Here is a 25083-nt window from a genome sequence, read left to right as displayed (position 1 = left end):
GCGGCCTCAGGAGCCGGTGAGCCTGCTCCCGCACGAGTACGTCGCCGCCGTCACCGCGTCGAGTGCGGGCAGCGCCGCGGCCCGCGAGGACCCGATCGCGTAGAAGGCGAACGTCAGCCGGGTGCCGTCGGCCGCGTCGATGTAGCCGCCGAGGGTGTTGGCGCTGTCGATCCACCCGGTCTTCGCGTGCACCTTGCCCCGGGCGACGGCGTTCGCCCCGGTGAACCGACTGGCCAGCGTGCCGGACTGCCCGGACACCGGCAGGGCGTTCGCGAGCGTCCCGAGGCCCTTCGCACCAGCGGCGACCTGCACCATGAGGTGCGCGACGAAGTTCGGCGACACGGCGTTCGCGGCGCTCTCCCCCGAGCCGTCCTTGATGACGATGCCGGCCGGGTCGACGCCGTACGACTTCAGGGCCGCCTGGTACACGGCGGTCAGCGAGGCCGCGGAGCCGTCCGAGCCGGACTCCTTCGACGAGATCCGCGCGAGCATCTCGGCGAGGGTGTTGTCCGAGTTCGGGATCATCTGCCCGATGAGCGTCGACACCGGCTGCGAGGAGACCGTGGCGATCGTGTCCGTGCTGGTCGTCGCACGTTTGACGATCTGCGCGTTCCCCGCACCGGCGACCCCGGCGTTCGCGAGGGCCGTGCGGAACAGGTCCCCGGCGCGACCGACCGGGTCGGTGGAGCGCGGCGAGGTCTGGGCACCCGGGTTCGCGCGGTCACCGTCGACCATGAGCGCCGTGACGTTCGGCTGGTAGCCGATCGTCCGCTCGCTCACCGGCCAGGTGGGGTCCCAGGCGTCGGCGTCGTTCCAGTACGTGTCGTCCGTGACGATCGTCGTCACCGGGGTGTTGCCGAGCTTCGCCTTCACCTGCTGGGCGAGCTGCGCGAGCGTCGGGGCGCCCGGGTACACCGTCGCTCCGCCTGCCGAGAGCGTGGCGTCACCGTGGCCGACGAGGGCGATCGCACCGCCGGACTCCTTCGTCACGGTGGTCGGGATGCGGTGGTCGCCGCCGAGGACGGCCAGCGCGGTCGCCGTCGTCAGGGTCTTCATCACGCTGCCGGTCTGTGCGGCCTCGTCACCGTTGCGCGAGAACAGCACCTCGCCGGTCTTCGCGTTCATGACGTACCCCTCGAACGCGCCGAGGCCGCTCGCCGAGGCGGCGTTCGTGATCGTGCAGGTCCGGAGGGCGGAGGGGCCCGCGGCGTCGTCCGGCACCGCGCGGCCGCTCGGCGTCGGTGTCGGGGTGGGGGCGGCCGTCGTCGGTGCGGGGCTGCTCGACGCGGTGGCGGACGCCGTCGCGGCCGCCGTGGTGGTCGGGGTGGGCATCGTCGCCGCTGCCACGGCCACGGCACCGCCGGACCCGAGCACGAGCACGGCCGCGAGGCCACCCGCGATCCACGGCACCGGGCGGCGGGCGAACGAGGCGCGGACGGCGGTGCGCGCGTCGCGGAGGCGGTCCGCGACGCCGCGCGGTGAAGGCTGCTGGTCGGACATCGCGAACGATCCTACGGAACTGCGGGAGGAGCCTCCAGGCCCACTTCCCGGATCCGGACGTTCCGCGCCCTTCCGGGCGTCAGCCGTCGGTCGGTCGCGTCAGCCGTCGGCCGGGTACCGGACGCCGACCTGTCGGCGGGCCTCGTCCATGAGGGCCATGATCGCGACGGTCTCCTCGGGGTCCATCGGGCCGCCCTCGTGGGTGCCGGACTCGACCATCGACTCGAACGCGCGGACCTCGTGCGCGTAGCCGGTGAGTTCCTCGCGCCCGTCGAACTCCTCGACGACGTTCCCGTCGCGGTCGCGGAGCCGCCAGGTCGTCGGCGTGAACCACGTCGAGTCCAGGTCGATGCGGCCGTCCTCGCCGATGACCGAGGCGGTGTTCGGACTGCGGAGGTCGAGCCCGAAGTGGAGCATCGACTGGGTCCCGCCCTCGTGCGTCAGCACCAGGCCCATCTGGGTGTCGACGCCCTGCTCGCTCAGGGTGCCCGCGGCGACGACCGACGTGGGCACGCCGAGGACGTCGACCGCGAAGGAGATCGGGTAGATGCCGAGGTCGAGCATCGCGCCACCGCCGAGCGCCGGGTCGTTCAACCGGTGTGCCGGGTCGGACGGCAGCGCCTGGTGGTGCGTCGCCTCGACGAGCCGGACCCGCCCGATGCGGCCCTCGGCCACGAGCTCGCGGATCATCGACATCTGCGGGAGGAAGCGCGTCCACATCGCCTCCATGACGGCGACGTCGGCGCGCCGGGCGGCGTCGACCACCAGGCGGGCCTCGTCCGCCGTGATCGTGAAGGCCTTCTCGACGAGGACGTGCTTGCCGGCCTCGATGGCGAGCAGTGCGTCCGCCGCGTGCCGCGAGTGCGGTGTCGCGACGTACACGGCGTCGACGCCGTCGTCGGCGACGAGGTCCTCGTAGGAGCCGTGCGCCCGCGGGATCCCGAACTCGGCCGCGAACGTCTCGGCGCTCGCGAGCGTCCGGCTGCCGACCGCGACGAACTCGACCCCCGCGGCCGTGCAGTCGCCCACGAAGGACCGTGCGATGCCGCCCGTACCGATGACTCCCCAGCGAACCGTCATAGGACCTGTCTACCAGGGGCCACTGTCGGCACACCGCGGTCCGCCCGCAGCACTTTGGTATGGACTGCACTGGTGATTGCCAGCTAGCGTGCTGCTGCACCCCCTGAACGGGGGTCCAGCGGTCGCGTCCGACGGCCGCTCCCCCAGCAGAAAGCGATCAGGTCCTCCATGCGCCGATCCGTCCTGTCCGTCGTCGCCACGAGCGCGGCCATCGTCATCACCTCGACCCTCGTCGGTGTCACCCCGGCGACCGCGCACGACTGGGGATCGCCCGGACACGGCTGGGCACCGCCGGGACACTCGGCCGACGCGGGACTGCAGCCCCGGACGCAGTTCACGATGGCGGCCGACGGCTCCTCCGGCGCGAGCCAGGGCGGCGAGGGCATCCCGAACATCGACTCGGTCAAGAAGACCATCGCGACGTACTACGGCGACCCCGGCACCGGACTCGCGAACCGCACCGACTCCCCCTACATCCGCGAGATGCGGTCCATCATCGACCGGCAGAGCGCCCAGCTGCAGCGCATCCACGACGCCGCGGTCCGTCGCGGCGAGAAGCCCGCGATCGTCCTCGACGCCGACGACACGACGCTGTGGACCTACGACATGGAGGTCGCGGACATGCACTTCGTGTTCGACCCGGCCCGCCAGGACGAGTGGGTGCAGGACGAGCGCTTCCCCCCGACGCCGTCGATGGTCGGCTTCGTGAACCGGGCGCAGTCGCTCGGGTTCACGGTCTTCGGACTCACCGGTCGGAACGACGACCAGAAGGCCGCCACCGTCCAGAACCTGTCGAAGGTCGGCTACACCGCGTTCGCCCAGGACCGCTTCTTCACGAAGTGGACCGGAGTCGGTGCGTCCCAGCAGCCGTCGTACATCACCTGCGCCACGGCGAAGTGCACGACCGTCGAGTACAAGGCGCTCACGCGGAAGCACATCGAGCAGGACCTCGGCTACGACATCGCGCTCAACGTCGGTGACCAGTGGAGCGACCTGCAGGGCGGGTACGCCGACCGCTCCGTGAAGCTGCCGAACCCGACCTACTACCTGCCCTCGGCCGACCTGCCCGGCCTGTCCGAGCCGCGCTTGACGCCCCGCACGCACTTCACCATGGCCGCCGACGGCTCCTCCGGCGCCACCCAGAGCGGCGAGGGCATCCCGAACATCGACTCCGTGAAGTCGACCATCGCGACGTACTACGGCGACCCCGGCACCGGCTTCGCGAACCGCACCGACTCGCCCTACATCCGCGAGATGCGCTCCATCGTCCGGAAGCAGGCTCCCGTCGTCGCCGCCCAGTGCGCCGTCGGCCGGAAGCTCCACCGCAACCCCGCCATCGTGCTCGACGCCGACGACACCACCCTGTGGACCTACGACATGGAGGTCGCCGACATGCACTTCGTGTTCGATCCCGCCCGCCAGGACGAGTGGGTGCAGGACGAGCGCTTCCCCGCCACCCCGTCGATGACCTCGCTCGTGTCGATCGCCCAGCGCTCCGGCTGCACGATCATCGGGCTCACCGGGCGCAACGACGACCAGAAGACCGCCACGATCGGGAACCTGCAGAAGGTCGGGTACCCGCAGTTCGCGGCGACGCAGCGCGGGACGCAGACGTACTACACGAAGTGGACCGGCGTCGGGGCCTCGCAGCAGCCGTCGTACATCACCTGCGCCACGGCGAAGTGCACCACCGTCGAGTACAAGTCGCAGACCCGTGCGCACATCGAGTCGCGCTCGGGTGGGCGGTACGACGTGGTGGCGAACTTCGGCGACCAGTACAGCGACCTGCTCGGTGGGTCCGCGGACCGGAGTGTGAAGCTGCCGAACCCGACGTACTACCTACCCTGAGGCCGGGTCGGGCCCGGCGCGCAGGCGCCCGGCCCGGCTCGGGCCCGGCTCGGGCCCGGCGGCCGGGCCGGGCCCGGCGCCCGGCGCCCGGTTCGGGAAGCAGAAAGCCCCGGTCAGACACTGTCTGACCGGGGCTTCTCGGAGCCGCCTGTCGGAATCGAACCGACGACCTATTCATTACGAGTGAATCGCTCTGCCGACTGAGCTAAGGCGGCGGACGCTCCGTTGCCGGAGCGGCACGGGACACGACTATACAGGTTCAGACGAGCGAACGCGAAACGAGCGCGTCGAGGTCGGCGAACGACCGTTCGAGCTCGTCGACGAGGTGGGTGTCCGACCCCGCGTCCGACCACTCCCACCACGCGTGCCGCAGCGCAGCCAGTGCCACGAGGGACGCCAGCCGCGCCCGACGACGCCGCTCCGGGGTCTCGCCGGAGGCGTCCGGAGCTCCGTCCGCGGCCGCCGCGAAGCGCGCCACGATGGCCCCCTCGATCGCCGCCTGGAACTCCTTCATCGACTCCATCCGCCGGCTGAAGAGCTCCGGCGCGGCGCGGAGCACCTGCTGCCGCTCCTCGATCAGCCCGCGCTCCTCGATGAGTTCGCGCGTCGAGTGCACGAGCAACGCCCCGAGGTCGGCCAGCAGGTCCCCCGTCGGCCCACCGGCCACGAAGTCCGCGAGGGTGTCGTCGTCCGGCAGCGTGGGATCGTCGCCGAGGATCGCGCCTTCCTTGTTCGAGAAGTAGTTGAAGAACGTCCGCGGCGACACGTCCGCACGCCGCGAGATCTCGTCGACCGTCACCGCCGCGAGCCCCTCCTCGATCGCGATGCGGAGCGCGGCCTGCTGGATCGCGAGTCGGGTGGCGCGGCGCTTCCGCTCGCGCAGGCCGGGTTCTGCGTCGGACATGCGGTGATTGTCCCATGCGCGGGGGCGCGGGCGGATGGGGAACGTCACAGGGTGCGGTTCGGGACGGCCTGGAGGCGCGGTGTGAGCGCGTCCTGCATCTCACCTCGGGCAGGTGGTCCCGCCCAGGGCGCGGGTCAGCGGCGCGCGCGGGCGATGGTGACGAGCAGCGCCTCGAGCGCGAGGAGGGCCGCCACGTTCGCGGCGATGCGCTGCCGAGCGAGCGCGATGGCGTCGAGCACCTCGAGCGCAGCGGCCGGGGGCACCGACTGCAGCGCGTGGTCGAGCTGTTCCCGCATCGCGAGGTTCACCGGTTCCGCCGGCGCCCCGAGCCCGAGCAGCAACAGGTCACGGTACAGCGACGAGACATCGACGAGGATCCGGTCCAGCCCGTCCCGGAGGCTCCGCGTCGCCCGACGCTTCTGGTCTTCCTCGAGCAGGCGCAGCTGCGAACGGAGTGCCGGCGGGATCGTGCCGCCGGGCTCGATGCCGAGCGAGCGCATCGCGGCGTCACGTTCCTCGGCGTCGCGCTGCTGCGTGATCGCCTTGGCGTCCTCGTCGGCGACGGCGAGCAGGTCGGCGGCGGCCATCACGGCGTCTCCGACGGTCCGGACGCCGAGCACTGTGCTGAGCGTGCGGCGTCGACGGTCGCGGGCGTCCTCGCTGGTGGCGAGACGCTGTGCCATGCCGATGTGGCTCTGCGCCTGGCGTGCGGCGTCCATCGCGAGGACGCGGTCCACACCGGTCCGGGCGACGAGCAGGTCTGCGACGGACTCGATGCCCGGCACGCGGAGGCGGACCGACCGCACGCGCGACCGGATCGTCGGCAGCAGGTCGGCCTCGCTCGGGGCGCAGAGGATCCACACGGTGCGCTCCGGCGGTTCCTCGAGCGCCTTGAGGAGCAGGTTCGACGTGCGTTCCGTCATGCGGTCCGCGTCCTCGATGATCACCACGCGGTACCGGCCGACGGAGGGCGAGTAGTGCGACGACGTGACGAGCTGCCGGATCTCGTCGATGGTGATGATGACCCGCTGCGTCGTCAGGACCGAGACGTCGGGGTGGGTCTTCGCGGTGATCTGCTGGAGCGTGTGGTCGTCGTCCGGACCGTTGCCGACGAGTGCGGCGGCGAAGGCGGACGCGACGTTCGACCGGCCGGAGCCGGGGGGCCCGGTGATCAGCCACGAGTGCGTCATGCCACCGGTGCCGTCGGGCGACTCGGCCGCGTTGCGGAGCGACGCGACCGCTTCCTCTTGCCCTGTCAGGCCGTCCCACACGCTCACGGGATCATCCTGCCAGCCGCCACCGTCATCCCTCGACGATCCCGACCAGTGGACCGACCGCGGCACGGATCGCGCGCTGGACGTCCGCGGCCGGGGCGGACGCGTCCACGACGAGGAAGCGCTCGGGCTCGGCGGCGGCCATGTCGAGGAACGCCTGGCGGACCGTCTCGTGGAACGTCTCGGCCTCGGACTCGAGTCGGTCGAAGGTGTCGCCGCGCGCCGCGGCCACCCGCGCACGCCCGACGGTGACGTCGAGGTCGAGCAGGATCGTGCGGTCCGGCGTGAGCCCGTCCGACGCCCAGTCCGACACCGAACGGATGTGCTCGGCGCCGAGGCCGCGCGCGACCCCCTGGTACGCCACCGAGGAGTCGATGTACCGGTCCTGCAGCACCACGTCGCCTCGAGCGATGGCGGGGCGGACGAGGGTCTCGACGTGGTGCGCGCGATCGGCCGCGTAGAGCAGGGCCTCGGCCCGAGGCGCGACGTGGCCGCGCTCGTGCAGGACGATCTCGCGGATCCGCGTGCCGAGGTCGGTGCCGCCCGGCTCACGGGTGCGCACCACTGTCCGGCCGTGCTCCTCGAGCCAGGCGGTCAGCAGCTCCGCCTGCGTCGTCTTGCCCGCACCGTCACCGCCCTCGAGCGTGATGAACCGGCCGGTCACTTCTTCTTGGCCGCAGGCTTCCGCGCCGGTGCCTTCTTCTTCACCGGTCCCTTGGCGCGCTTGTCCGCGATGAGCTGCACGGCGCGGGCGTGGTCGACCGCCTCGACGTCCTCGCCGCGCGGGATCGTCGCGTTGGTCTCGCCGTCCGTGACGTAGGGACCGAACCGTCCGTCCTTCATCTTGATCGGCTTGCCGGACACCGGGTCGGCGTCGAACTCCTTGAGCGCTGCGCTCGCCGAGCTGCGGCCGCCGTACTTGGGCTGGGCGAAGAGCTCGAGCGCACCGGGGAGGTCGATGTCGAAGATCGCGTCCTCGCCCGGCAGGGTCCGGGTGTCCGTGCCCTTCTTGAGGTACGGACCGTAGCGGCCGTTCTGCGCGGTGATGTCGTCGCCGGACTCGGGGTCCTTGCCGACGACCCGCGGCAGGTCGAGCAGCTTCAGCGCCGTCTCGAGGTCGACCGTCTGCGGGTCCATCGACTTGAAGAGGGACGCCGTGCGCTCCTTGGTCGCCGCGGGCTTCTTCGTGGTCTTCTTCGCCGGTGCCTTCTTCGCGGCACCCTTCGCGGTGGTCTTCGCTGCGGGCTCCGCCTCGGCGGCGGCCGGCGTGGCCTGCGCGTCGAGCACCTCGCCCGTCGCGGCGTCGACCGCGGGTTCCGGCTCCGGGGTGCGCTCGGTCACGTACGGACCGAACCGGCCGTCCTTCGCGAGGACCTCTTTTCCGGTCTCGGGGTTGATGCCGACGACGCGGTCACCGAGCACCGGGGCGTCCACGAGCTCGCGGGCCTTCTCGGCGGTGAGCTCGTCGGGAGCGAGGTCCTCGGGCACGTTGACGCGACGGGGCTTCTCGGGGTCGTCGCTCGGCACCTCGATGTAGGGGCCGTAGCGACCGATGCGGAGGGTCAGCCCCGGCGCCAGTTCGACGGAGTTGATCTCGCGCGCATCGATCTCGCCGAGGTTGTCGATGACCGTGCGGAGCCCGCGCTGGTCGCCACCACCGAAGTAGAACTCCTTGAGCCAGTCGACCCGGTCGGCGTCGCCGTTCGCGATCCGGTCGAGGTCGGCTTCCATGTCGGCCGTGAACTGGTACTGCACGAGGTCACCGAAGTACTCCTCGAGCAGCCGGACCACGCTGAACGCGATCCAGTTCGGCACGAGCTGGGTCCCGCGCAGCGACACGTAGCCGCGGTCGATGATCGTCGGGCTGATCGTCGGGAAGGTCGACGGGCGACCGATGTCGAGGTCTTCGAGCGTCTTGATGAGGCTCGCCTCGGTGTAGCGCGGCGGCGGGGTGGTGTCGTGGCCCTTCGCGACGACATCGTCGACGGCGAGGTGCTCGCCTTCCTTGACGTCCGGCAGCGCCACGTCGTTGCCCGAGCGGTCCGAGGACTCGTGGCGGTCCTCGTCCTTGCCCTCTTCGTAGGCGTTGAGGAACCCGCGGAAGGTGATGACCGTGCCGGACGCCGTGAACTCGGCGTCGGTGCCGTTCGCCGTGGCCGGGATGCCCTCGACGGACTCCCCGGAGGAGATGCCGAGCACGATCGACGCCGTGGAGCCCTTGGCGTCCGCCATCTGCGACGCGATGGTGCGCTTCCAGATGAGGTCGTAGAGGCGCCACTCGACACCGGTCAGCGTCCCCTCGAGCTGCGACGGGGTGCGGAAGGTGTCGCCGGCGGGGCGGATCGCCTCGTGCGCTTCCTGCGCGTTCTTGCTCTTGCTTGCGTAGACGCGCGGCTTGTCCGGCACGGTCGCGGCGCCGTAGAGGTCCGCTGCCTGCTTGCGAGCGGCGTCGAGCGCCTGCTTCGACAGGTTGACCGAGTCCGTACGGATGTAGGTGATGTAGCCGTTCTCGTACAGCGTCTGCGCCGCACGGGCGGTCTGTCGCGGCGAGAGGCGGAGCTTGCGCGCCGCTTCCTGCTGCATGGTCGACGTCGTGAACGGTGCTGCCGGGCGGCGCGTGTAGGGCTTCGACTCGACGCTGCGGACGGTGGCGTCACCGGCACGCTCGAGCACGGTGGTGAGCGCGGCCGCGGCGGCTTCGTCGAGGCGGACGGCCTCGCCCTTCAGGGCACCGCGGTCGTCGAAGTCACGACCGGAGGCGACCCGGGTCCCCTGGACCCGCGCGAGTCGAGCGGTGAAGGCGGCGTCGCCCTCCTTCTCGAAGCGCGCGCTGAGGTCCCAGTAGTTGGCGGACACGAACGCGAGGCGTTCGCGCTCACGGTCGACGACGAGACGCGTGGCAGCGGACTGCACGCGACCAGCCGAGAGCCCCGGACCGATCTTGCGCCAGAGCACGGGCGAGACCTCGTACCCGTAGAGACGGTCGAGGATGCGGCGGGTCTCCTGCGCGTCGACGAGCGCGGTGTCGAGCTCACGGGTGGCTTCCTGCGCGCGCTGGATCGCCTCCTTCGTGATCTCGTGGAAGACCATGCGCTTGACCGGCACCTTGGGCTTGAGGACCTGCAGCAGGTGCCACGCGATGGCCTCGCCTTCGCGGTCCTCATCAGTTGCGAGGTAGAGCTCGTCGGCTTCCTTGAGCGCACGCTTCAGCTCGGAGACGGTCTTCTTCTTCGCGTCCGAGACGACGTAGTAGGGCTCGAAGCCGTTGTCGACGTCCACCGAGAACTTGCCGAGCGAGCCCTTCTTGAGCTCCGCCGGCAGGTTCTTGGGCTCGACGAGGTCCCGGATGTGTCCGACGGACGCCTGGACCTCGTATCCGTCACCGAGGTATTGCGCGATCGTCTTGGCCTTCGCGGGGCTCTCGACGATGACGAGCTTCTTCGTGCCTGGCACGTGTCTCCTTGATCGATGGTGCGCGTCGGCCCTGGACGACGAGCGCGTCCGGGTCGACCGGGGCACCGATGACCGGGGGCCGACAGGCACACCATACACATAGTGTTCGGGCTGGTCGTCCGCCGGACCGGCGACTGCGACTGCGCCCACGGCGAACGGTCCGCCGCCGACCACGACCCGGACCCGGGCGGCGGAGGCAGCCGTGACGCAGGTGTCGAGGGCTGCCTGGTTCCGCGCGGCCACGCGCGTCGCGACGGCGCAGGGTTCGCCCGGGACGAGCCCGACGAGGGCCGCCGCAGCGGCGAGCGCCGAGGCGTCGGCAGCGGCCTGGGCGCGGATCGTGGCCACGCGCAGTCCGGCTCCGGCGAGCGCCGCCGTCAGGACGACGAGGACGACGCCGACGACCGCCGAGAGGAGGACGGTGGCGGACCCGCGCTCGTTCACCGTCCGTCCTCCGCGGCGCAGCCGGTGGCACGGAGCGGGACGGCCTCGAACGGCCCCGCGGCCCCTCGTGTTGCCCGGACGCAGACGACGCCACCGTCGCGGTGCACCGTCATGCCGGCCCCGGGTGCGAGGTGCTCGAGTGCGGCGCGCCCGGCGTCGTCGTCCCCGCGACCGAACGCTCGTGCCGCCGTGGCCGCCGCGAGCTGGAGGCGTCCGAGGCCGTCGACGACGAGCACCGCGGCGACGAGCGAGGTCAGGACGAGGGCCACGACGGGGAGCACGACCGCGAACTCGACGCTCACGGTGCCGCGCTCCCCGTCCGCCGCCGGGCGCGGGTCAGCCGCGTACGGGTCAGAGGGACAGGGCACCACGGACGAGTTCCGTGAGGATGCTCTGCACTTCTCCGGAGCGCATCACGGCGACGAGGACCCCGGCGAACGCGACGGCGGCGAGGATCACCACCGCGTACTCGGCCGTCGCCGATCCCCGGTCGTCGTCGAGTCGTCGCCGGAGTCGGGCGCCGAGGGGCTGGCGGTGCGTGCTGGGTGTGTCGGTCATGTGACTGTCCTTCCTGGTGCGATGCGACCAGCCTCGCCGCGGGCGTCCCTCGACACGGGACCGGTCACCGGATCTGTGGAGGATCAGCCGACGTCGACGACGGTGGAGGAGAGGACCCCGACCACCACCGGGACGACCCCGACGAGGACGAACGCGGGGAGCACGCACACCCCGAGCGGCAGGACGAGTCGGACCGCGAGCTGTTCCGCGGCGGCGAGGCCCGCGGCGGCGACGTCGTCGCGGACGTCCTCGGCGGCCGCGCGGAGGAGCGACGCCGCCGGGACCCCGGCACGCTGCGCGAGTGCGAGGACCTCCCGGAGGTGTTCGCCGTCCGCAGCACGGCACGGTCGGTCGGCGAAGGCGGTCCGCACGGCCGCTCCCCCGTCCGCCCACGACCCACCACCCGACACCGCGACCGCCCACGCGTCGAGCAGCACGCCCGGCAGGTGCCCGTCGGGCGTCGCCGCACGGACGAGGCGCGCGGTCCACGCCCGCCCCAGCACGACCAGCGCGGTGGAGAGGACGACGCAGGTCCAGCCGATCGGCGACGCCACGAGTACCTGGACGGCACCCGATCCCCAGGTCGACCCGAGCGCGAGGCCGAGCAGCGGCAACGCGAGCACCACCCGGGCGCTCGCTCGTGGACCGGCGAGTGCCACGAGGACGGCGCGGTCCGATGCCGCCGACCGCCGGAGCGCTCCGGCGAGTGCGCGGACGGTGCCCGCCGACGGCGCCCCGGTGTGTTCGGCGACGCGGAGCACGGCGGCGACGTCCTGCCACGCGGGGCCGGCGTCCTGCGGGAATCCGCCCACCAGTGCCCACGCCCGCGTGGGCGGGACGCCGGCGGCGACGAGCGTCGCGACCCGGTCCAGCGTCCGGGCTGCCGCCGCTGGGTCGAGCGCCGCGCGCCGTGGGCGCACCGACCGTCTCACCGCGACCGGTCCACCGGACGGACCACGAGCCTCCCGTCCGGACCGACACGGAACGCACCCACCGCGCCCAACCGCCGCCGACCCGCGTGCCGCTCGACGTGCACCACCAGGTCGAGCGCACTGACCGCCTGCCGGGCGAGCGCCTCCGGCCCGAGCCCGGCGAGCGCACCGAGTGCCTCGAGCCGCGCCGCCACGTCGGCGATCCCGTTGGCGTGCACCGTCCCCGCTCCCCCGTCGTGCCCGGTGTTCAGGGCGGAGAGGAGCTCGCGGACCTCGGCGCCCCGGCACTCCCCGACGACGATGCGGTCGGGTCGCATGCGGAGCGCTTCGCGGACGAGCCGGTCGAGGCCGAGCGCACCGGCACCCTCGGCGTTCGCCTGCCGGGCCTCGAGCGTGACGACGTGCGGGTGGTCGATCCGGAGTTCGGCGACGTCCTCGACGGTGACGATCCGCTCGTCGGGCGGGACGGCCGCCAGCATCGCGGCGAGCATGGTGGTCTTGCCGCTCCCTGTCGCGCCGGTGACGAGCACGTTGCGGCGCTCGTCGACCGCTCGCTCGAGGACCGACCGAGGGACGCGCGCGAACGCTCCGAGCGCCTCGAGCGACTGCAGGGTCGGCCGGGTCGGCGCGGGCAGACGGATCGAGACCGCGGTCCCACCGACGGAGACGGGTGCGAGCACGACGTGCACGCGGATGCCGTCGCCGTGGCGCACGTCGACGCAGGGCGTGGTCTCGTCGACGTGCCGCCCGCCCCGTGCCACGAGTTCGGTCGCGAGTTCCCGCGCACGCCGCTCGGGCAGCTCGGGTCCGGCTCGTTCGAGCCCGCGCCCCCGGTCGACCCACGTCCCGCGGCCGCCGACCACGAGCACGTCGGTGACGCCCGCGTCGCCGACGAGCGCGGCGAGCTCCTCGAACTCGGCGGCGACGACGTCCCGACTCCGGATCGGTCGCGTGGCGCCGGGCAGGAACGGGGCGTCGGCACGGTGTCGGTGCATGCGACCAGAGAGTAGGGAACGGCCGTCGCCGTTCGGCGGTCCACTCCACCTTCTGTGGAGAGCTGCCCGCTCGGCGAGCAACGGACCGTTTTGTACCCCGGCACGCATTGCCGTACCCCACTCGGTGTCCCAGCACCGGAACACCCGCACGCCACGGCCCACCGAGCGGGGCCGAGTTCGGTTGTGCAACACGTGTCGAACAACCCGACGCGCCGTTCCATGCAGGAGCATGGACAGGTCTGTCCACGCTTCGGCATGCCCGCGCGGATCGACGCGTGTCACCGACCACGAGCGCGGTCATCCGTGGCACGAACCGGCCCGGAAACGAGAAGAGGCGGCACCGGTTGGGGGGAACAGGTGCCGCCTTGACATCGGTGGATTGGGGGGAATCCGAACCGTTGCCGCCGGAAACGAGTCCAGCGGGAACTACTGTACCCCATGATCGGCCTCCGGAAGCAACCCCCGGATCGACTTCTGGGCGTGCCGCGGTGCACGCCCAGAGCGAACAGGACCGCCACGGCCGCACACGCCCCCGCCGACCCGCGCCCATGCCGAGGGGTAGTCTCCGACTGCACCCCTGCCGCAACGACGCGAAAGGACATCGATGTCCGCTCCGACCCAGACCGACCCCCGCAGCGACGGAGCCCCCGGCAGCCCGGGCACCCCGGACGCAGGCCGAGACGCCACGTTCCCCCCGTCGCCGGAGTTCGTCGCCGACGCCGTCGCACACGAGGACCTGCACGAGGCCGCCTCCGCCGACCGCGAGGCGTTCTGGGCGGACCAGTCCCGCGCGCTCCTCGACTGGCGGACGCCGTTCACCCAGACCCTCGACTGGTCCGGAGCCCCGTTCGCGAAGTGGTTCGCCGACGGCACGCTCAACGTCGCCGAGAACTGCCTCGACCGGCACGTCCGCGCGGGCAACGGCGACCGGGTGGCGATCCACTTCGAGGGTGCTCCCGGGGACACCCGACGCATCACCTACGCCGAGCTGACCGCCGACGTGCAGCGCGCCGCGAACATGCTCACCGACCTCGGCGTCGGGCAGGGCGACCGCGTCGTCGTCTACCTCCCCCTCATCCCCGAGGCCGTCGTCACGATGCTCGCCGTCGCCCGCATCGGCGCCGTGCACTCGGTCGTGTTCGGTGGCTTCAGCGCCGAGAGCCTCCGCGCCCGCATCGAGGACGCCGGCGCGAAGCTCGTCGTCACGGCCGACGGCGGCTGGCGCCGTGGCGCGGTCTCAGCACTCAAGCCCGCGGTCGACGAGGCACTCGAGGGCGAAGGCACCGACAGCGTCGAGCACGTCCTCGTCGTCAAGCGCGGCGGCAACGACATCGCCTGGAACGAGCGCGACCTCTGGTGGCACGACGAACTGGCGAAGGCGGACCCCACCCACGAGGCGCAGGCCTTCCCCGCCGAGACGCCCCTCTTCATCCTCTACACCTCGGGCACGACCGGGAAGCCGAAGGGCATCGTGCACACCTCCGGCGGGTACCTGACCCAGGCGGCGTACACGCACAAAAACGTGTTCGACATGCACCCGGAGAAGGACGTCTACTGGTGCACCGCCGACATCGGCTGGATCACCGGGCACTCCTACGTCGTCTACGGCCCCCTCGCGAACGGCGTCACGCAGGTGCTCTACGAGGGCACCCCGGACGAGCCGAAGCCCGGCCGCTGGTGGGACATCGTCGACGCGTACGGCGTCACGGTCCTCTACACCGCTCCGACCGCGGTCCGCGCCGCGATGAAGGCCGGCCGCGCGGTCCCGGAGGCCCGGAGCCTCGAGACCCTCCGCCTGCTCGGCAGCGTCGGCGAACCGATCAACCCCGAGGCGTGGAACTGGTACCGCCAGGTCATCGGCCACGACCGCACGCCCATCGTCGACACGTGGTGGCAGACCGAGACCGGCGCGATCATGATCTCCGCGCTGCCCGGCGTCACGAAGCTCAAGCCCGGAGCAGCCCAGACACCGCTGCCGGGCATCGTCGCCGAGATCGTCGACGACGACGGCCACCGCGCCGACCCCGGCGAGAGCGGCTACCTCACCATCACCGAGCCGTGGCCGTCGATGGCGCGCGGCATCTGGGGCGACCCGGACCGCTTCGTCGAGACCTACTGGTCACGCTTCCCCGGTCGGTACTTCGCAGGCGACGGCGCCCGACTCGACGGCCAGGGCGACATCTGGATCCAGGGTCGGGTCGACGACGTCATGAACGTGTCGGGACACCGCCTGTCGACGGCCGAGATCGAGTCGGCCCTCGTCGGGCACGAGGGCGTGGCCGAGGCCGCGGTCGTCGGTGCCGCCGACGAGACCACCGGGCAGGCGGTCGTCGCCTACGTCATCCTCACGTCGGAGGCGGCGGCCGACGTCGACCGCGAGTCCGCCGCCGCGGAGCTCCGGAACTGGGTGGGCAAGCGGATCGGCGCCATCGCGAAGCCCCGGCAGGTGGTGATCGTGCCCGAGCTGCCGAAGACACGCTCCGGCAAGATCATGCGTCGCCTGCTCCGCGACGCGGCCGAGGGCCGTCGCATCGGCGACACGACCACGCTGGCCGACCCGACGATCATGGCGACCATCTCGGAACTCATGTAGCAGGAACGACGCGAGCCGCGCCTCCTGTCCGATCGGACTGGAGGCACGGCTCGCGTGACGTGCGCTGCTGACGGTCCGTCAGTCGGTGAGCTCCACCACCAGCTCGACCTCGACCGGCGCGTCCAGCGGGAGCACGGCGACGCCCACCGCGCTCCGCGCGTGGACGCCGGCGTCACCGAACACGTCGCCGACGAGCGTCGATGCACCGTTCGCGACACCCGGCTGGCCGGTGAAGGACGCGTCGGACGCGACGAACACCGTGACCTTGACGACCCGGGCGACCCGGTCGAGCGAACCGGCGACCGACTCGACGGCGGCGAGGGCGTTGAGCGCCGCCACCCGCGCCTGGGCCGTGGCGGTCTCGGCGTCGACCGTGCCGCCGACCTTGCCGGTGACCGGCAGCGAACCGTCCGCGAACGGCAACTGACCGGCCGTGTAGACGTACCGGCCGGTGACGACGGCGGGAACGTAGGCCGCGACGGGGGCCGCGACCGCCGGCAGGGTCAGCCCGAGCTCGGCGAGCCGGTCGGCGACGGTCATGCGTCGGCCTTCGGGCGCTTCAGGTAGGCGACGAGTCCGCCCTCGGGGCCGGTGACGACCTGGACGAGTTCCCACCCCTCGTCACCGAAGTTGTTGAGGATGGCGGTGGTGTTGTGGATGATCAACGGGGTCGTGAGGTATTCCCAGCGAGTCATGGAGATCCTTGCCAGCCTTTCAGTCGGCGGTGTCGTTTAGGCTGCATCCTATGTCTGCCCAGAAGACGTCTGCCTCGCGGACCAAGCCCGTCTCTGCAGTCGGCGCCTTCGTCGGTTTCGTCGGTTTCAGCGTGCTCGCCGGTCTGCTCGTCACGATCGGTGTCACCCCGGCCATCGCGGTCGCCGGTGTCACGACGACGTCGACGATCGGCGTGTTCGAGTCCCTGCCGGAGTACATCGAGATCGGTGACCTCCCGCAGCGCAACGAGCTGTACGCGTACCAGGGCGGCAAGAGCGTGCACTTCGCGACGGTCTACGACCAGAACCGTCAGGAGCTGAAGTTCGACCAGATCAGCGACCAGCTGAAGAACGCGGCGATCGACGGCGAGGACAAGCGCTTCTACGACCACGGCGGCGTCGACATGACCTCGCTCGTCCGTGCGGGCGTGGGCTCCCTCGCGGGCGGCCTCGGCGAGTCGGGCGGTGGGTCGACGCTGACCATGCAGCTCGTCCGCAACATCAAGATGAACCAGGCGCTCGAGCTCACCACTCCGGAAGAGCGTCTCAAGGCGTACAACGACGCGGTCGAGCAGACCATCCCCCGCAAGCTCGAGGAGATGAAGCTCGCCATCGGGCTCGCGAAGAAGTACACCCACAAGGAGATCCTCACCGGGTACCTCAACATCGCCTACTTCGGCGACCAGACCTACGGCGTGCAGGCCGCCGCGCAGCACTACTACAACAAGAGCGCGACCGACCTGACCCCGGCCGAGGCCGCCTCGATCCTCGCGATCGTGCAGTCGCCGAACACGCGCAACCTGTCGAACCCGAAGTACTACGACGCCAACGTCGCTCGCCGCAACGTCATCCTCAAGTCGATGTACGCGCAGAAGCACCTGACGAAGGCCGAGTACGACGAAGCCGTCAAGTCGAACCCGAAGGACTACGTCCACCTGACGCAGCCGTCCCAGGGCTGCAAGGCCTCGGTCGGCGACGGCTCGCAGTTCTTCTGCGACTACGCCGTGCAGGTCGTCAAGGAGATGTCGCAGCTCGGCGCAACCCAGAAGGAGCGCGACGCCGCCTGGCGCAACGGCGGCTACAAGATCCAGACGACGCTCGACATCGACGCCAACGCGCAGCAGAAGCAGGTGCTCAACACCTACGACAACAAGGCCGAGACGAACTTCAAGCTCGGCGCAGCGCTCGACTCGGTCGAGGTCGGCACGGGTCGCATCCTGACGATGGCGCAGAACAAGGACTACGACCAGTCGCTGCAGTCCCCGCCGACGTCGACGTCGATCAACTACAGCGTCGACAAGAAGTACGGCGGCGGCATCGGCTTCCAGGTCGGGTCGACGTACAAGCTCTTCACGCTCCTGCAGTGGCTCAAGGCCGGTCACGGCCTCAACGAGACCGTGAACGGGACGCCGCACAACACCGCCGTCTGGCAGCACTGTGGCGAACCGAGCTACACGAACTGGGCGCCGAAGAACGACTCCGCGGGTGAGAACGGCAACTACACCGTCGCCCGTGCGACCGCCCTGTCGGTGAACGCAGCGTTCGCCTCGATGGCCGCCAAGCTCGACCTCTGCGACATCAAGCAGACCGCGCAGGACCTCGGCGTGCACTCCGGTGACGACAAGACCGAGCTCAACTCGTACCCGTCGTCCATCCTCGGCACGAACAACATCGCGCCGCTGACGATGGCCGCCGCGTACGCCGGCGTCGCCAACAACGGCACCTTCTGCGAGCCCATCGCGATCGACAACGTCACCAACGCCGAGGGCAAGAGCCTCGGCGGCCAGCCGAAGGCCTGCAAGCAGGTCCTCGACCCCTCCGTCGCGCAGACCGCGGTCTACGCGATGAAGGGCACGATCTCCGGCGGTACCGCGGTCGGCGCCCAGACCTACGACGGCACCCAGCTGTTCGGCAAGACGGGCACCACCGACGACGCCGACCAGATCTGGCTCGTCGGGTCGAGCACCCGCGTCGCCACGGCCTACTGGCAGGGCAACACCGACGGTGGCAAGAACAACCTCCGTCACTACGGCAACGGTGTCAGCGGCACCTACGCGAGCGCCCGTGCGGACGTCTGGCGGCAGGCGCAGACCCCGATGAACGCGCTGTACCCGGCCGGTGCCTTCACGGACCCGTCGTCCTCGGCCCTGCGCGGCAACGCGAAGGCCGTCCCGGACGTGACCGGCAAGACCGCTGCCGAGGCGAAGGCCGCGATCGCCGGCGCCGGGTTCACCTACGTGGACGGCGGCGCGCAGCCGGGCTCCGCGAAGGCCGGCACCGTCTCGTCGACCTCGCCGTCGGCGAACTCGCTGCTCTCGAGCGGTTCGAGCGTCACCGTCTACACCTCCGACGGCTCGCAGATCGTCATGCCCGCGATCGCCGGAGCAACGCTGGACACGGCACGGTCGAAGCTCAACGAGCTCGGATTCTCGAACGTGAGCATCTCCGACTCGTACGTCAAGGGCGGCGCCGGCAAGACGTGCCGTGTGGCCTCGGTCGACCCGGGCGTGCACGCCGCGGCGAGCAAGGACTCCGCGGTGACGCTGACCCTCTACGGCGACAAGAACGGCAAGGCGCCCAAGGACTGCAAGTGAGTCGCGGTCGCGCTGCGCTGGGGGTCATCGCAGCGGGCGCGGCCGTCGGTGCCGCGTCGGCGGCCTGGGGCACGCTCGTCGAGCGACGTCGGTTCGGCATCCGGTGGGAGACCATCCCGGTGCTCCCGCCGGGGTCGCGCGACGTCACCGTGCTGCACCTGTCCGACATCCACATGGCGCCGTGGCAGGCCGACAAGCAGCAGTGGCTGCGTGACCTGAGCCTCGTCGAGCCCGACTTCATCGTCAACACCGGCGACAACCTCGGGCACCCCACGGCCAACGCTGCGGTGGAGTACGCGCTCGAGCCGTTCCGCGGCGTCCCCGGCGCGTTCGCGTACGGGTCGAACGACTTCTACGGGCCGACGCCGCGCAACCCGCTCAAGTACTTCGGCGGCCCGAGCACCCACAAGCACGGCACCCGCCCGGTCGAGCTCGACATCGACCGGCAGACGGCGTTCTTCGAGTCCCTCGGCTGGCTGGACGTGAACGACCAGGCACACGCCATCGAACTCCGCGGATCGCGGTTCGAGCTCTTCGGGACGTCGGACGCCCACCGCGACTGGGACCGGCTCGACCTGCTGCCGACCAACGTCGACGAAATGCGCGGCGACGTGCCCTGGTCGGAGGACGAGGACGGTCCCTCCCCCGTCGCCCTCGGCATCACCCACGCGCCGTACCGCCGGGTGCTCGACGCCTTCGTCACCCAGGGCGCCGACGTCATCTTCGCCGGGCACACCCACGGCGGACAGGTCCAGGTCCCCGGTGTCGGCGCGCTCGTCACCAACTGCGACCTGCCGCGTCGGTACGTCAGCGGGCTGCACAAGTGGCAGCACCGTGGGCACTGGTCGTGGCTCGAGGTCTCTGCGGGCCTGGGCACGTCGATCTACGCGCCGGTCCGCTTCGCCTGCCGACCCGAGGCCGTCGTGGTCACCCTGACCGCCCGCACGGACTGAACACGACGCGCCCGGGAGTTCGCCGGATGGTCACGACCACCCCCGATCATCGGATAGACTTCTGGGGTTGCTCCGGTACGGAGTGACCACACCGCGGGGTGTGGCGCAGCTTGGTAGCGCGCCTCGTTCGGGACGAGGAGGTCGCAGGTTCAAATCCTGTCACCCCGACACTGTGTTGAGACAGTATGAAGAAGGCCCTGGTTCTCCGGAACCAGGGCCTTCTGCTTTCGCCAGGGCGTCAGACCGACGCGCCCTCCCCCGCAGCCACGAGCCGCCCCTCCGCGTGCAGCCCCGCCACCACGTCGAGCGCCTGGTGCCGGTACCGCGCCTGGGCAGCCCCCGGAGCGACGATCATGCCGTTCGCCCCGGTCGAGGCCACGAGGGCGTTGATCTTCGCCGCGACCTCGTCCGCGGTGCCGTACGCCTGACGCTCGGTCCGTGCCTGGATGAACCGCCGCTCGAGGTCACTGAACTCGTACGCGCGGGCCTCCTCCATGGACACCGGCTCGGGCTTCGCGCCCTGCCGCATCCGGATGAACGAGATCATGCCCGGGGCACTCTGCTCGTCGATCACGGCGGGGTCCTCGTCGGTGACGACCTGCACGCCGATCAGCGCGTTCGGGGTCTGCCGGAAGCGCGACGGCCGGAAGGAGTCACGGTAGAGCGCGAGCGCGGCCTCGGTGTTGTCCGACGCGAAGTGGTGCGCGAAGGCGAACGAGACACCGAGGGCACCGGCGACCTGCGCGCTGTACCCGGAGGACCCGAGCAGCCAGAACTCCGGCACGTCGCCGTAGCCCGGCACCGCTTGGATCCTGGCGAGGGGGTTCGAGGGGTCCATCCCGGTGAAGAAGCCGATCAGGTCGGCCAGCCGGTCGGGGAAGTCGTCGACGTCGAGCCGGTCGGTGCGGCGCAGCGCCATCGCGGTCGCGCCGTCGGTGCCCGGGGCACGCCCGAGGCCGAGGTCGACCCGGTCGCCGTAGAGCGCGCGGAGCGTGCCGAACTGCTCCGCGATGACGAGCGGCGCGTGGTTCGGGAGCATGACGCCGCCGGAACCGATCCGGATGGTGGACGTCGCGGCACCCACGGCGCTGAGCAGCACCGCCGGCGCGGAGGACGTGATCCCCGGCATGCCGTGGTGCTCGGCGACCCAGAAGCGCTCGTAGCCGAGCTTCTCGGCGTGCACCGCCATGTCGATGGAGCCCTGCAGGGCCTCGGTGTTGGACTGGCCGTACTCGCGGGTCGCCAGGTCGAGGACGGACAGGTGCACGGATGCGTCGCTCATGCAGTCGCCAACGCCACCCGGCCGACGTGCATTCCGCACCGTGTGCGGGCCTGGAGGCGCGGGTCGGCGCCGACCCGCGCCTCCAGGCCGGCAGACGGTCGCGTCTGCTCAAGGCGGGCCGGCGGACCCGTCAGTCGCCGTCGAGGCGTCCGCCGGACTCCGTGAGGTAGCAGTTGGCGCACAGCGACTCGTAGGTGACGTCCACCCCGTCGATCGCGACCTGCGATCCGTCGAAGACGAACCGTCCGTCGACCTTGCGGGCGTTGAAGACCGCCTTGCGGCCGCAGCGGCAGATCGTCTTGAGTTCCTCGAGCGAGTGCGCGACCTCGAGCAGGCGGGCGCTGCCGGGGAACGCCTCGGTGCGGAAGTCCGTCCGGATGCCGTACGTGATGACCGGCACCTCGTCGAGGACGGCGATGCGCAGCAGGTCGTCGACCTGGCGGGGCGTGAGGAACTGCGCCTCGTCGACGAGCACGCAGCTGACCGGCCGGACCATGCCGTCGAGCCGGTCCGACTCGGGATCGCTGGCACCGGCCTCGGTGACCGCCGCACGGACGTCGGCGTCGGGCGTGAACACGATGTCGACGGTGCGGGTCACCCCGAGGCGCGAGACGATCTCACGGTCGCCCTTGGTGTCGACCGACGGCTTCGCGAGCAGGACCCGGTGACCGCGTTCCTCGTAGTTGTAGGCCGCCTGCAGGAGCCCGGTGCTCTTGCCGCTGTTCATGGCGCCGTAGCGGAAGTAGAGCTTCGCCACTACGCGAGGAACCCGTCCTCGGCCGCACGACGAATGAGGTCGGACTTCTTGGACGCGGGCCGGCCGACCTTGCTGTACTTCTCGCGCACGCGGCGCAGGTAGGTCTTCGCGGTCTCGTACTGCACGTTCATCTGCGCGGCGACCTCGTTCGTCGAGTAGCCCGACACGTACAGGCGCAGCGCTTCCTCTTCGCCGTGGCTGAGCTTCGGCCGCTGGTGCGCGTTCGCCCCGGTCGGCAACGGACGCCAGTCGCGCTGCGGCGGGGTGTCCCGCGCGACGCCCATGATCTCGCGCGCGACGTCCATGACCTCGCGCATGGGGAGCGACTTCGACAGGAATGCGGCGGCGCCGGCGGCGAGCGCACGGTCGCGGGACTCACGGCTGTCGACGCTCGACAGGACGATGACCTTGGCCCCGGCGGCACGGCAGGTGCGCACGCGGGCCTCGATCGAGACGGGTTCCTTGAGCTGGAAGTCGAGGAACACCAGGTCGGTCGGGAAGTTCTCGCTGTGCACCATCTCGAGCCACGTGTGGGCCGTCAGTGCGAGGTCGAAGTCGAACGCGTTCACCGCGATCCAGCTCGACAGGCTGTCCAACAGCACCTCGTGGTCGTCGAGGATCGCCAGCCGCACGCGTCGTGTCCCCGGGTTCGGGACGGCGGGCGCACCATCCGTGATCCGGCTCGGGTCAGTGCTGGTCATACGAGAACCTTAGTGCGAGGGCGGAGGGTCGGACCGCGACGTCCAGATCGGGGAACGTCACGCGGAGGACCGCGAAGTAGGGGTCGAAGGTGCGGTGGATGCCGACGTCGGAATCGGCGACGGCGAGGTCGATCGCGACGGTCACTCCGCGGCCGGTCGCGGGCGGCTGCGCGGTGCCGTTGGTGCGCTCGTCGCCGCCTGCGCCTCCGTCCGCGTCACCGGCCGCCCCGTCGTCCGTCCCCGTCCGTCGGATCGTGGCGCGGAACCCGGCGGGGTCGACCGTGGAGGCACGCAGTGCGGCCCGCAGGAACGTCCGGACGACGGTGCGCTGGTCGGCGTCGAGGGTGGCGATGAGCCCGTCGGGGTCGTCGACGACGGCGTCGGTGCCCCCGTCGGTGCGGACGGCCTGCTCGAACCAGGTCCGGTCGGCGTCGGCCACCATCGAGCGCCGGATGCCGTCGGCGATCGACCGGGCCCGGGCGCGGTCGGCGTCGGTGATGACCTCGCGCGTGCGGAGCTCGGCGAAGAAGGGTGCGACGTCGCGGGCGAGGATCGTCGAACGGTCCTGCTGCACGCTGGCGTCGATGCCGTCGCGCTCCGCACGCTCGACCGAGTACGACCCGGCACGGATCTGCACGCGCTCGGCGAGCCCGGCGAACGTCCACGCGAACACCGCCGAGGCCGCGGTGAGCACGAGCGTCGGCGCTGCCGCCAGGAACGCCGCGACGCCGATCGGGACGTGGTGCGGGAACGCCCACGCCACGATGCCCCACGAGACCCCGGTGACGACCGCGAGCAGCAGGCCGCCCAGGGCCAGGTCCGTCCAGGGTCGGTACGGTGCCGTCATGACGATGCCGGTCGCGGCGAGCAGGGACATGAAGTCGTTCAGTGCGCTGCGGTCCGGACCCCACTGGGCGGCGACGCTCGTGATCGTCGCCGCGGCGAGGAGCAGCACGTGCACCACGAACGCCCAGCGCGGGAACGGTGCGCGGAACGGACTCGACGCGACGAACACGACCGCTCCGGAGGCCGCGACGAGCAGCACGGTGAGGGCGCTCAGGGTGGGGCTGCCGACCACGTCCCGGTCGAAGACGGACACGAACAGCGCCCACAGCACACCGCAGGCGCCGAGCACGATCGCCAGCGGGCGGGACCCCATCGCGCCGAGCGGGTCGTACTGCTGCGCGGTGCGGCCGGCGTCGCGGGCGGGACCGGGGCGCGTCACCGGCCGACCTCGGACCCGGCGTTCGGCACCGGGGTCGTCCCGGTGACCGCACCGTACGGCACGGACATCATGACGCTCGTCCCCGAGCCCGGTGACGACCACACCTGGACGTCGCCGCCGACCCGGCCGATCCGCTCCCGCACGGACCCGCGCAGGCCCATCCGGTCGGGGCTCGTCGTGGACTCGTCGAAACCGCGCCCGTCGTCGACCACCATGACCGTGCACGCCACCCCGTCGTCGAACACGCTCACCTCGGCCGCGTCGGTGCCCGCGTGCTTCCGGACGTTCGCGAGGCACTGGCCGACGGCACGGAGGATCGCCGTCATCGCCGCCTGGTCCAACCGGACGAGGGCCGCGGGGTCACCGGTGACGGTCACCGTGAGTCCGAGCGCCCGGTGGTCGTCGACCATCTGCTCGAACGCGCGCACCGCGGCACCGGGTTCGGCGCGGGCCGGGCGGGCCCCCGGCGCGAGCCACTCCTTGCCCGTGAGCATCGCGACGTCCGCCTCGACCGTGCGGGCGAGCTGCGGGTCCATCGGGCCGTCGGGCGCGAGGGCGATCGCACCGAGGTGGTTGAGGACCGTGTCGTGCAGGATGGCCGCTGCCTCGGCCTCGACCCCGGCGCGGTACGCGGAGACGTGCTCCTCGCGCGCGGAACGGAGCAGCTCGGGCTGCACACGCTCGGAGCGGGCGGTGTTGCGGCTCGTGATGAGCACGAGGGCGATGACGAACGCGAGCGTCACCCACGCGAGCACGAGGGGGTGCGTGGGACCGCCCGCCTGCGCGATCGCGATCGACGTCGCGACCCGACCGACCAGGAACCCGGCGATCGACCACAGTGCCACCCGCCCCGCGACCGCGCCGGCACCGCCCACCAGCACGAGCGGGATGATCGACAGGGAGAGCAGGTACGAGGCGACCCACCCGGCGGGGACCTCGCGTTGCACGACCACGGCGAACCACCACGCGCACACCCCGCCGACGACGAGGAACGCGACGGCCGACCGCCACGTGCCGAACTGCACGTGGACGGCGATCATTCCGAGCATCGGGACCAGCGCCAGCACGGCACCGATCACCCGGACGTCCGGTTCGGCCAGGCGGTAGAGCACCAGGGCGATCGCGGCGGCGGCGAGCGAACCGATCGCCGCGGCGTGGAAGGCCCGCACGGTCGACCACGCGTTCACTCGCGGAGCGAGGTGCGTGGGGATGCCGAGCACGGGTGGGGGTCCTTCCGGACGTGGGGGAACGCCGCCCACGATCCAACCACGGTTGGT

The 25083-nt window shown here is 71.4% G+C and carries 21 protein-coding genes and 2 tRNA genes; 5 read left to right on the top strand and 18 right to left on the bottom strand.

Features of this window, described 5'->3' with window-relative positions; translation table 11 throughout:
- Positions 1 to 6: 6 nt before the first annotated feature.
- Together dacB and BJK06_RS14175 are read right to left on the bottom strand one after the other, a co-directional pair.
- The gene (gene dacB, locus BJK06_RS14180) at positions 7 to 1500 is read right to left on the bottom strand and encodes a D-alanyl-D-alanine carboxypeptidase/D-alanyl-D-alanine-endopeptidase (protein WP_083295277.1); all 1494 of its coding nucleotides are present in this window, start codon (positions 1498 to 1500) and stop codon (positions 7 to 9) included.
- 99 nt (positions 1501 to 1599) lie between these two features.
- The gene (locus BJK06_RS14175) at positions 1600 to 2580 is read right to left on the bottom strand and encodes a Gfo/Idh/MocA family protein (protein ID WP_070418420.1); all 981 of its coding nucleotides are present in this window, start codon (positions 2578 to 2580) and stop codon (positions 1600 to 1602) included.
- A 168-nt stretch (positions 2581 to 2748) separates the two neighbouring features.
- Between BJK06_RS14175 and BJK06_RS14170 the strand changes: the two genes are divergently transcribed.
- The gene (locus tag BJK06_RS14170) at positions 2749 to 4428 is read left to right on the top strand and encodes an HAD family acid phosphatase (protein WP_083295276.1); all 1680 of its coding nucleotides are present in this window, start codon (positions 2749 to 2751) and stop codon (positions 4426 to 4428) included.
- Between the two features lie 142 nt (positions 4429 to 4570).
- On the opposite strand, the gene BJK06_RS14165 is transcribed toward BJK06_RS14170, so the two are convergent.
- The 9 genes from BJK06_RS14165 to BJK06_RS14125 all read right to left on the bottom strand — a co-directional run bounded on the left by BJK06_RS14165 (position 4571) and on the right by BJK06_RS14125 (position 12988).
- Positions 4571 to 4643 (bottom strand) — tRNA-Thr (locus BJK06_RS14165).
- Between the two features lie 44 nt (positions 4644 to 4687).
- Positions 4688 to 5332, bottom strand: coding sequence for a TetR/AcrR family transcriptional regulator (locus tag BJK06_RS18680; RefSeq protein WP_070418419.1), 645 nt, complete (start codon positions 5330 to 5332; stop codon positions 4688 to 4690).
- A 134-nt stretch (positions 5333 to 5466) separates the two neighbouring features.
- Complete coding sequence (locus BJK06_RS14155) at positions 5467 to 6609, bottom strand: DNA polymerase III subunit delta' (RefSeq protein ID WP_070418418.1); 1143 nt, start codon at positions 6607 to 6609, stop codon at positions 5467 to 5469.
- 25 nt (positions 6610 to 6634) lie between these two features.
- Complete coding sequence (tmk, locus tag BJK06_RS14150) at positions 6635 to 7270, bottom strand: dTMP kinase (RefSeq protein ID WP_070418417.1); 636 nt, start codon at positions 7268 to 7270, stop codon at positions 6635 to 6637.
- Positions 7267 to 10059, bottom strand: coding sequence for a type I DNA topoisomerase (topA, locus tag BJK06_RS14145; protein ID WP_070419502.1), 2793 nt, complete (start codon positions 10057 to 10059; stop codon positions 7267 to 7269). The genes tmk and topA overlap by 4 nt, the downstream gene beginning before the upstream one ends.
- 440 nt (positions 10060 to 10499) lie before the next feature.
- On the bottom strand, positions 10500 to 10805 hold the full coding sequence (locus tag BJK06_RS14140) for a TadE family type IV pilus minor pilin (RefSeq protein ID WP_083295275.1): 306 nt from the start codon (positions 10803 to 10805) through the stop codon (positions 10500 to 10502).
- Between the two features lie 49 nt (positions 10806 to 10854).
- The gene (locus BJK06_RS14135) at positions 10855 to 11061 is read right to left on the bottom strand and encodes a DUF4244 domain-containing protein (RefSeq protein ID WP_070418415.1); all 207 of its coding nucleotides are present in this window, start codon (positions 11059 to 11061) and stop codon (positions 10855 to 10857) included.
- A gap of 83 nt (positions 11062 to 11144) precedes the next feature.
- Complete coding sequence (locus tag BJK06_RS14130; RefSeq protein WP_070418414.1) at positions 11145 to 11981, bottom strand: type II secretion system F family protein; 837 nt, start codon at positions 11979 to 11981, stop codon at positions 11145 to 11147.
- A gap of 8 nt (positions 11982 to 11989) precedes the next feature.
- Complete coding sequence (locus BJK06_RS14125; protein ID WP_083295274.1) at positions 11990 to 12988, bottom strand: TadA family conjugal transfer-associated ATPase; 999 nt, start codon at positions 12986 to 12988, stop codon at positions 11990 to 11992.
- A gap of 604 nt (positions 12989 to 13592) precedes the next feature.
- Between BJK06_RS14125 and acs the strand changes: the two genes are divergently transcribed.
- Positions 13593 to 15581: an acetate--CoA ligase gene (gene acs / locus BJK06_RS14120; protein WP_070418413.1), complete on the top strand. Its 1989-nt coding sequence runs from the start codon at positions 13593 to 13595 to the stop codon at positions 15579 to 15581.
- A gap of 78 nt (positions 15582 to 15659) precedes the next feature.
- Here acs and BJK06_RS14115 read toward each other — a convergent pair whose 3' ends face one another.
- Positions 15660 to 16121: a RidA family protein gene (locus BJK06_RS14115; RefSeq protein WP_070418412.1), complete on the bottom strand. Its 462-nt coding sequence runs from the start codon at positions 16119 to 16121 to the stop codon at positions 15660 to 15662.
- Positions 16118 to 16276, bottom strand: coding sequence for a hypothetical protein (locus BJK06_RS18865; RefSeq protein WP_022907077.1), 159 nt, complete (start codon positions 16274 to 16276; stop codon positions 16118 to 16120). The genes BJK06_RS14115 and BJK06_RS18865 overlap by 4 nt, the downstream gene beginning before the upstream one ends.
- A gap of 50 nt (positions 16277 to 16326) precedes the next feature.
- On the opposite strand from BJK06_RS18865, the gene BJK06_RS14110 reads away from it, so the two are divergent.
- The 3 genes from BJK06_RS14110 to BJK06_RS14100 all read left to right on the top strand — a co-directional run bounded on the left by BJK06_RS14110 (position 16327) and on the right by BJK06_RS14100 (position 20009).
- Entirely contained in the window at positions 16327 to 18888 is a 2562-nt protein-coding gene (locus BJK06_RS14110) for a transglycosylase domain-containing protein (RefSeq protein WP_070418411.1), read from the top strand.
- Positions 18885 to 19841, top strand: coding sequence for a metallophosphoesterase (locus tag BJK06_RS14105; RefSeq protein ID WP_070418410.1), 957 nt, complete (start codon positions 18885 to 18887; stop codon positions 19839 to 19841). The genes BJK06_RS14110 and BJK06_RS14105 overlap by 4 nt, the downstream gene beginning before the upstream one ends.
- A 94-nt stretch (positions 19842 to 19935) precedes the next feature.
- Positions 19936 to 20009 (top strand) — tRNA-Pro (locus tag BJK06_RS14100).
- A 70-nt stretch (positions 20010 to 20079) separates the two neighbouring features.
- Here the strand turns inward: BJK06_RS14100 and BJK06_RS14095 are convergent.
- The 5 genes from BJK06_RS14095 to BJK06_RS14075 all read right to left on the bottom strand — a co-directional run bounded on the left by BJK06_RS14095 (position 20080) and on the right by BJK06_RS14075 (position 25026).
- Positions 20080 to 21123 (bottom strand): LLM class flavin-dependent oxidoreductase, encoded by a 1044-nt coding sequence (locus BJK06_RS14095; protein ID WP_070418409.1) that lies wholly within the window; start codon positions 21121 to 21123, stop codon positions 20080 to 20082.
- Positions 21124 to 21253: 130 nt separating this feature from the next.
- A complete protein-coding gene (locus BJK06_RS14090; RefSeq protein ID WP_070418408.1) occupies positions 21254 to 21880 on the bottom strand; it encodes a thymidine kinase in 627 nt (208 codons plus the stop codon).
- Entirely contained in the window at positions 21880 to 22581 is a 702-nt protein-coding gene (locus tag BJK06_RS14085) for a response regulator transcription factor (protein WP_229086463.1), read from the bottom strand. Before BJK06_RS14085 ends, BJK06_RS14090 begins: the two co-directional genes overlap by 1 nt.
- Positions 22568 to 23806: a hypothetical protein gene (locus tag BJK06_RS14080; RefSeq protein ID WP_070418407.1), complete on the bottom strand. Its 1239-nt coding sequence runs from the start codon at positions 23804 to 23806 to the stop codon at positions 22568 to 22570. The genes BJK06_RS14085 and BJK06_RS14080 overlap by 14 nt, the downstream gene beginning before the upstream one ends.
- On the bottom strand, positions 23803 to 25026 hold the full coding sequence (locus tag BJK06_RS14075; RefSeq protein ID WP_070418406.1) for a sensor histidine kinase: 1224 nt from the start codon (positions 25024 to 25026) through the stop codon (positions 23803 to 23805). The genes BJK06_RS14080 and BJK06_RS14075 overlap by 4 nt, the downstream gene beginning before the upstream one ends.
- Positions 25027 to 25083: the final 57 nt, after the last annotated feature.

Origin of the sequence: Curtobacterium sp. BH-2-1-1, from assembly GCF_001806325.1 — a bacterium.
Lineage (GTDB): Bacteria > Actinomycetota > Actinomycetes > Actinomycetales > Microbacteriaceae > Curtobacterium.
This window is presented reverse-complemented; position numbering and strand designations above follow the sequence as displayed.

What these genes read in the sequence shown, in the direction of transcription:
- dacB (WP_083295277.1), bottom strand. Translation starts at nt 1,500, where the DNA reads ATGTCCGACCAGCAGCCTTCACCGCGCGGCGTCGCGGACCGCCTCCGC.
- BJK06_RS14175 (WP_070418420.1), bottom strand. Translation starts at nt 2,580, where the DNA reads ATGACGGTTCGCTGGGGAGTCATCGGTACGGGCGGCATCGCACGGTCC.
- BJK06_RS14170 (WP_083295276.1), top strand. Translation starts at nt 2,749, where the DNA reads ATGCGCCGATCCGTCCTGTCCGTCGTCGCCACGAGCGCGGCCATCGTC.
- BJK06_RS18680 (WP_070418419.1), bottom strand. Translation starts at nt 5,332, where the DNA reads ATGTCCGACGCAGAACCCGGCCTGCGCGAGCGGAAGCGCCGCGCCACC.
- BJK06_RS14135 (WP_070418415.1), bottom strand. Translation starts at nt 11,061, where the DNA reads ATGACCGACACACCCAGCACGCACCGCCAGCCCCTCGGCGCCCGACTC.
- BJK06_RS14125 (WP_083295274.1), bottom strand. Translation starts at nt 12,988, where the DNA reads ATGCACCGACACCGTGCCGACGCCCCGTTCCTGCCCGGCGCCACGCGA.
- acs (WP_070418413.1), top strand. Translation starts at nt 13,593, where the DNA reads ATGTCCGCTCCGACCCAGACCGACCCCCGCAGCGACGGAGCCCCCGGC.
- BJK06_RS14115 (WP_070418412.1), bottom strand. Translation starts at nt 16,121, where the DNA reads ATGACCGTCGCCGACCGGCTCGCCGAGCTCGGGCTGACCCTGCCGGCG.
- BJK06_RS18865 (WP_022907077.1), bottom strand. Translation starts at nt 16,276, where the DNA reads ATGACTCGCTGGGAATACCTCACGACCCCGTTGATCATCCACAACACC.
- BJK06_RS14110 (WP_070418411.1), top strand. Translation starts at nt 16,327, where the DNA reads ATGTCTGCCCAGAAGACGTCTGCCTCGCGGACCAAGCCCGTCTCTGCA.
- BJK06_RS14095 (WP_070418409.1), bottom strand. Translation starts at nt 21,123, where the DNA reads ATGAGCGACGCATCCGTGCACCTGTCCGTCCTCGACCTGGCGACCCGC.
- BJK06_RS14085 (WP_229086463.1), bottom strand. Translation starts at nt 22,581, where the DNA reads ATGACCAGCACTGACCCGAGCCGGATCACGGATGGTGCGCCCGCCGTC.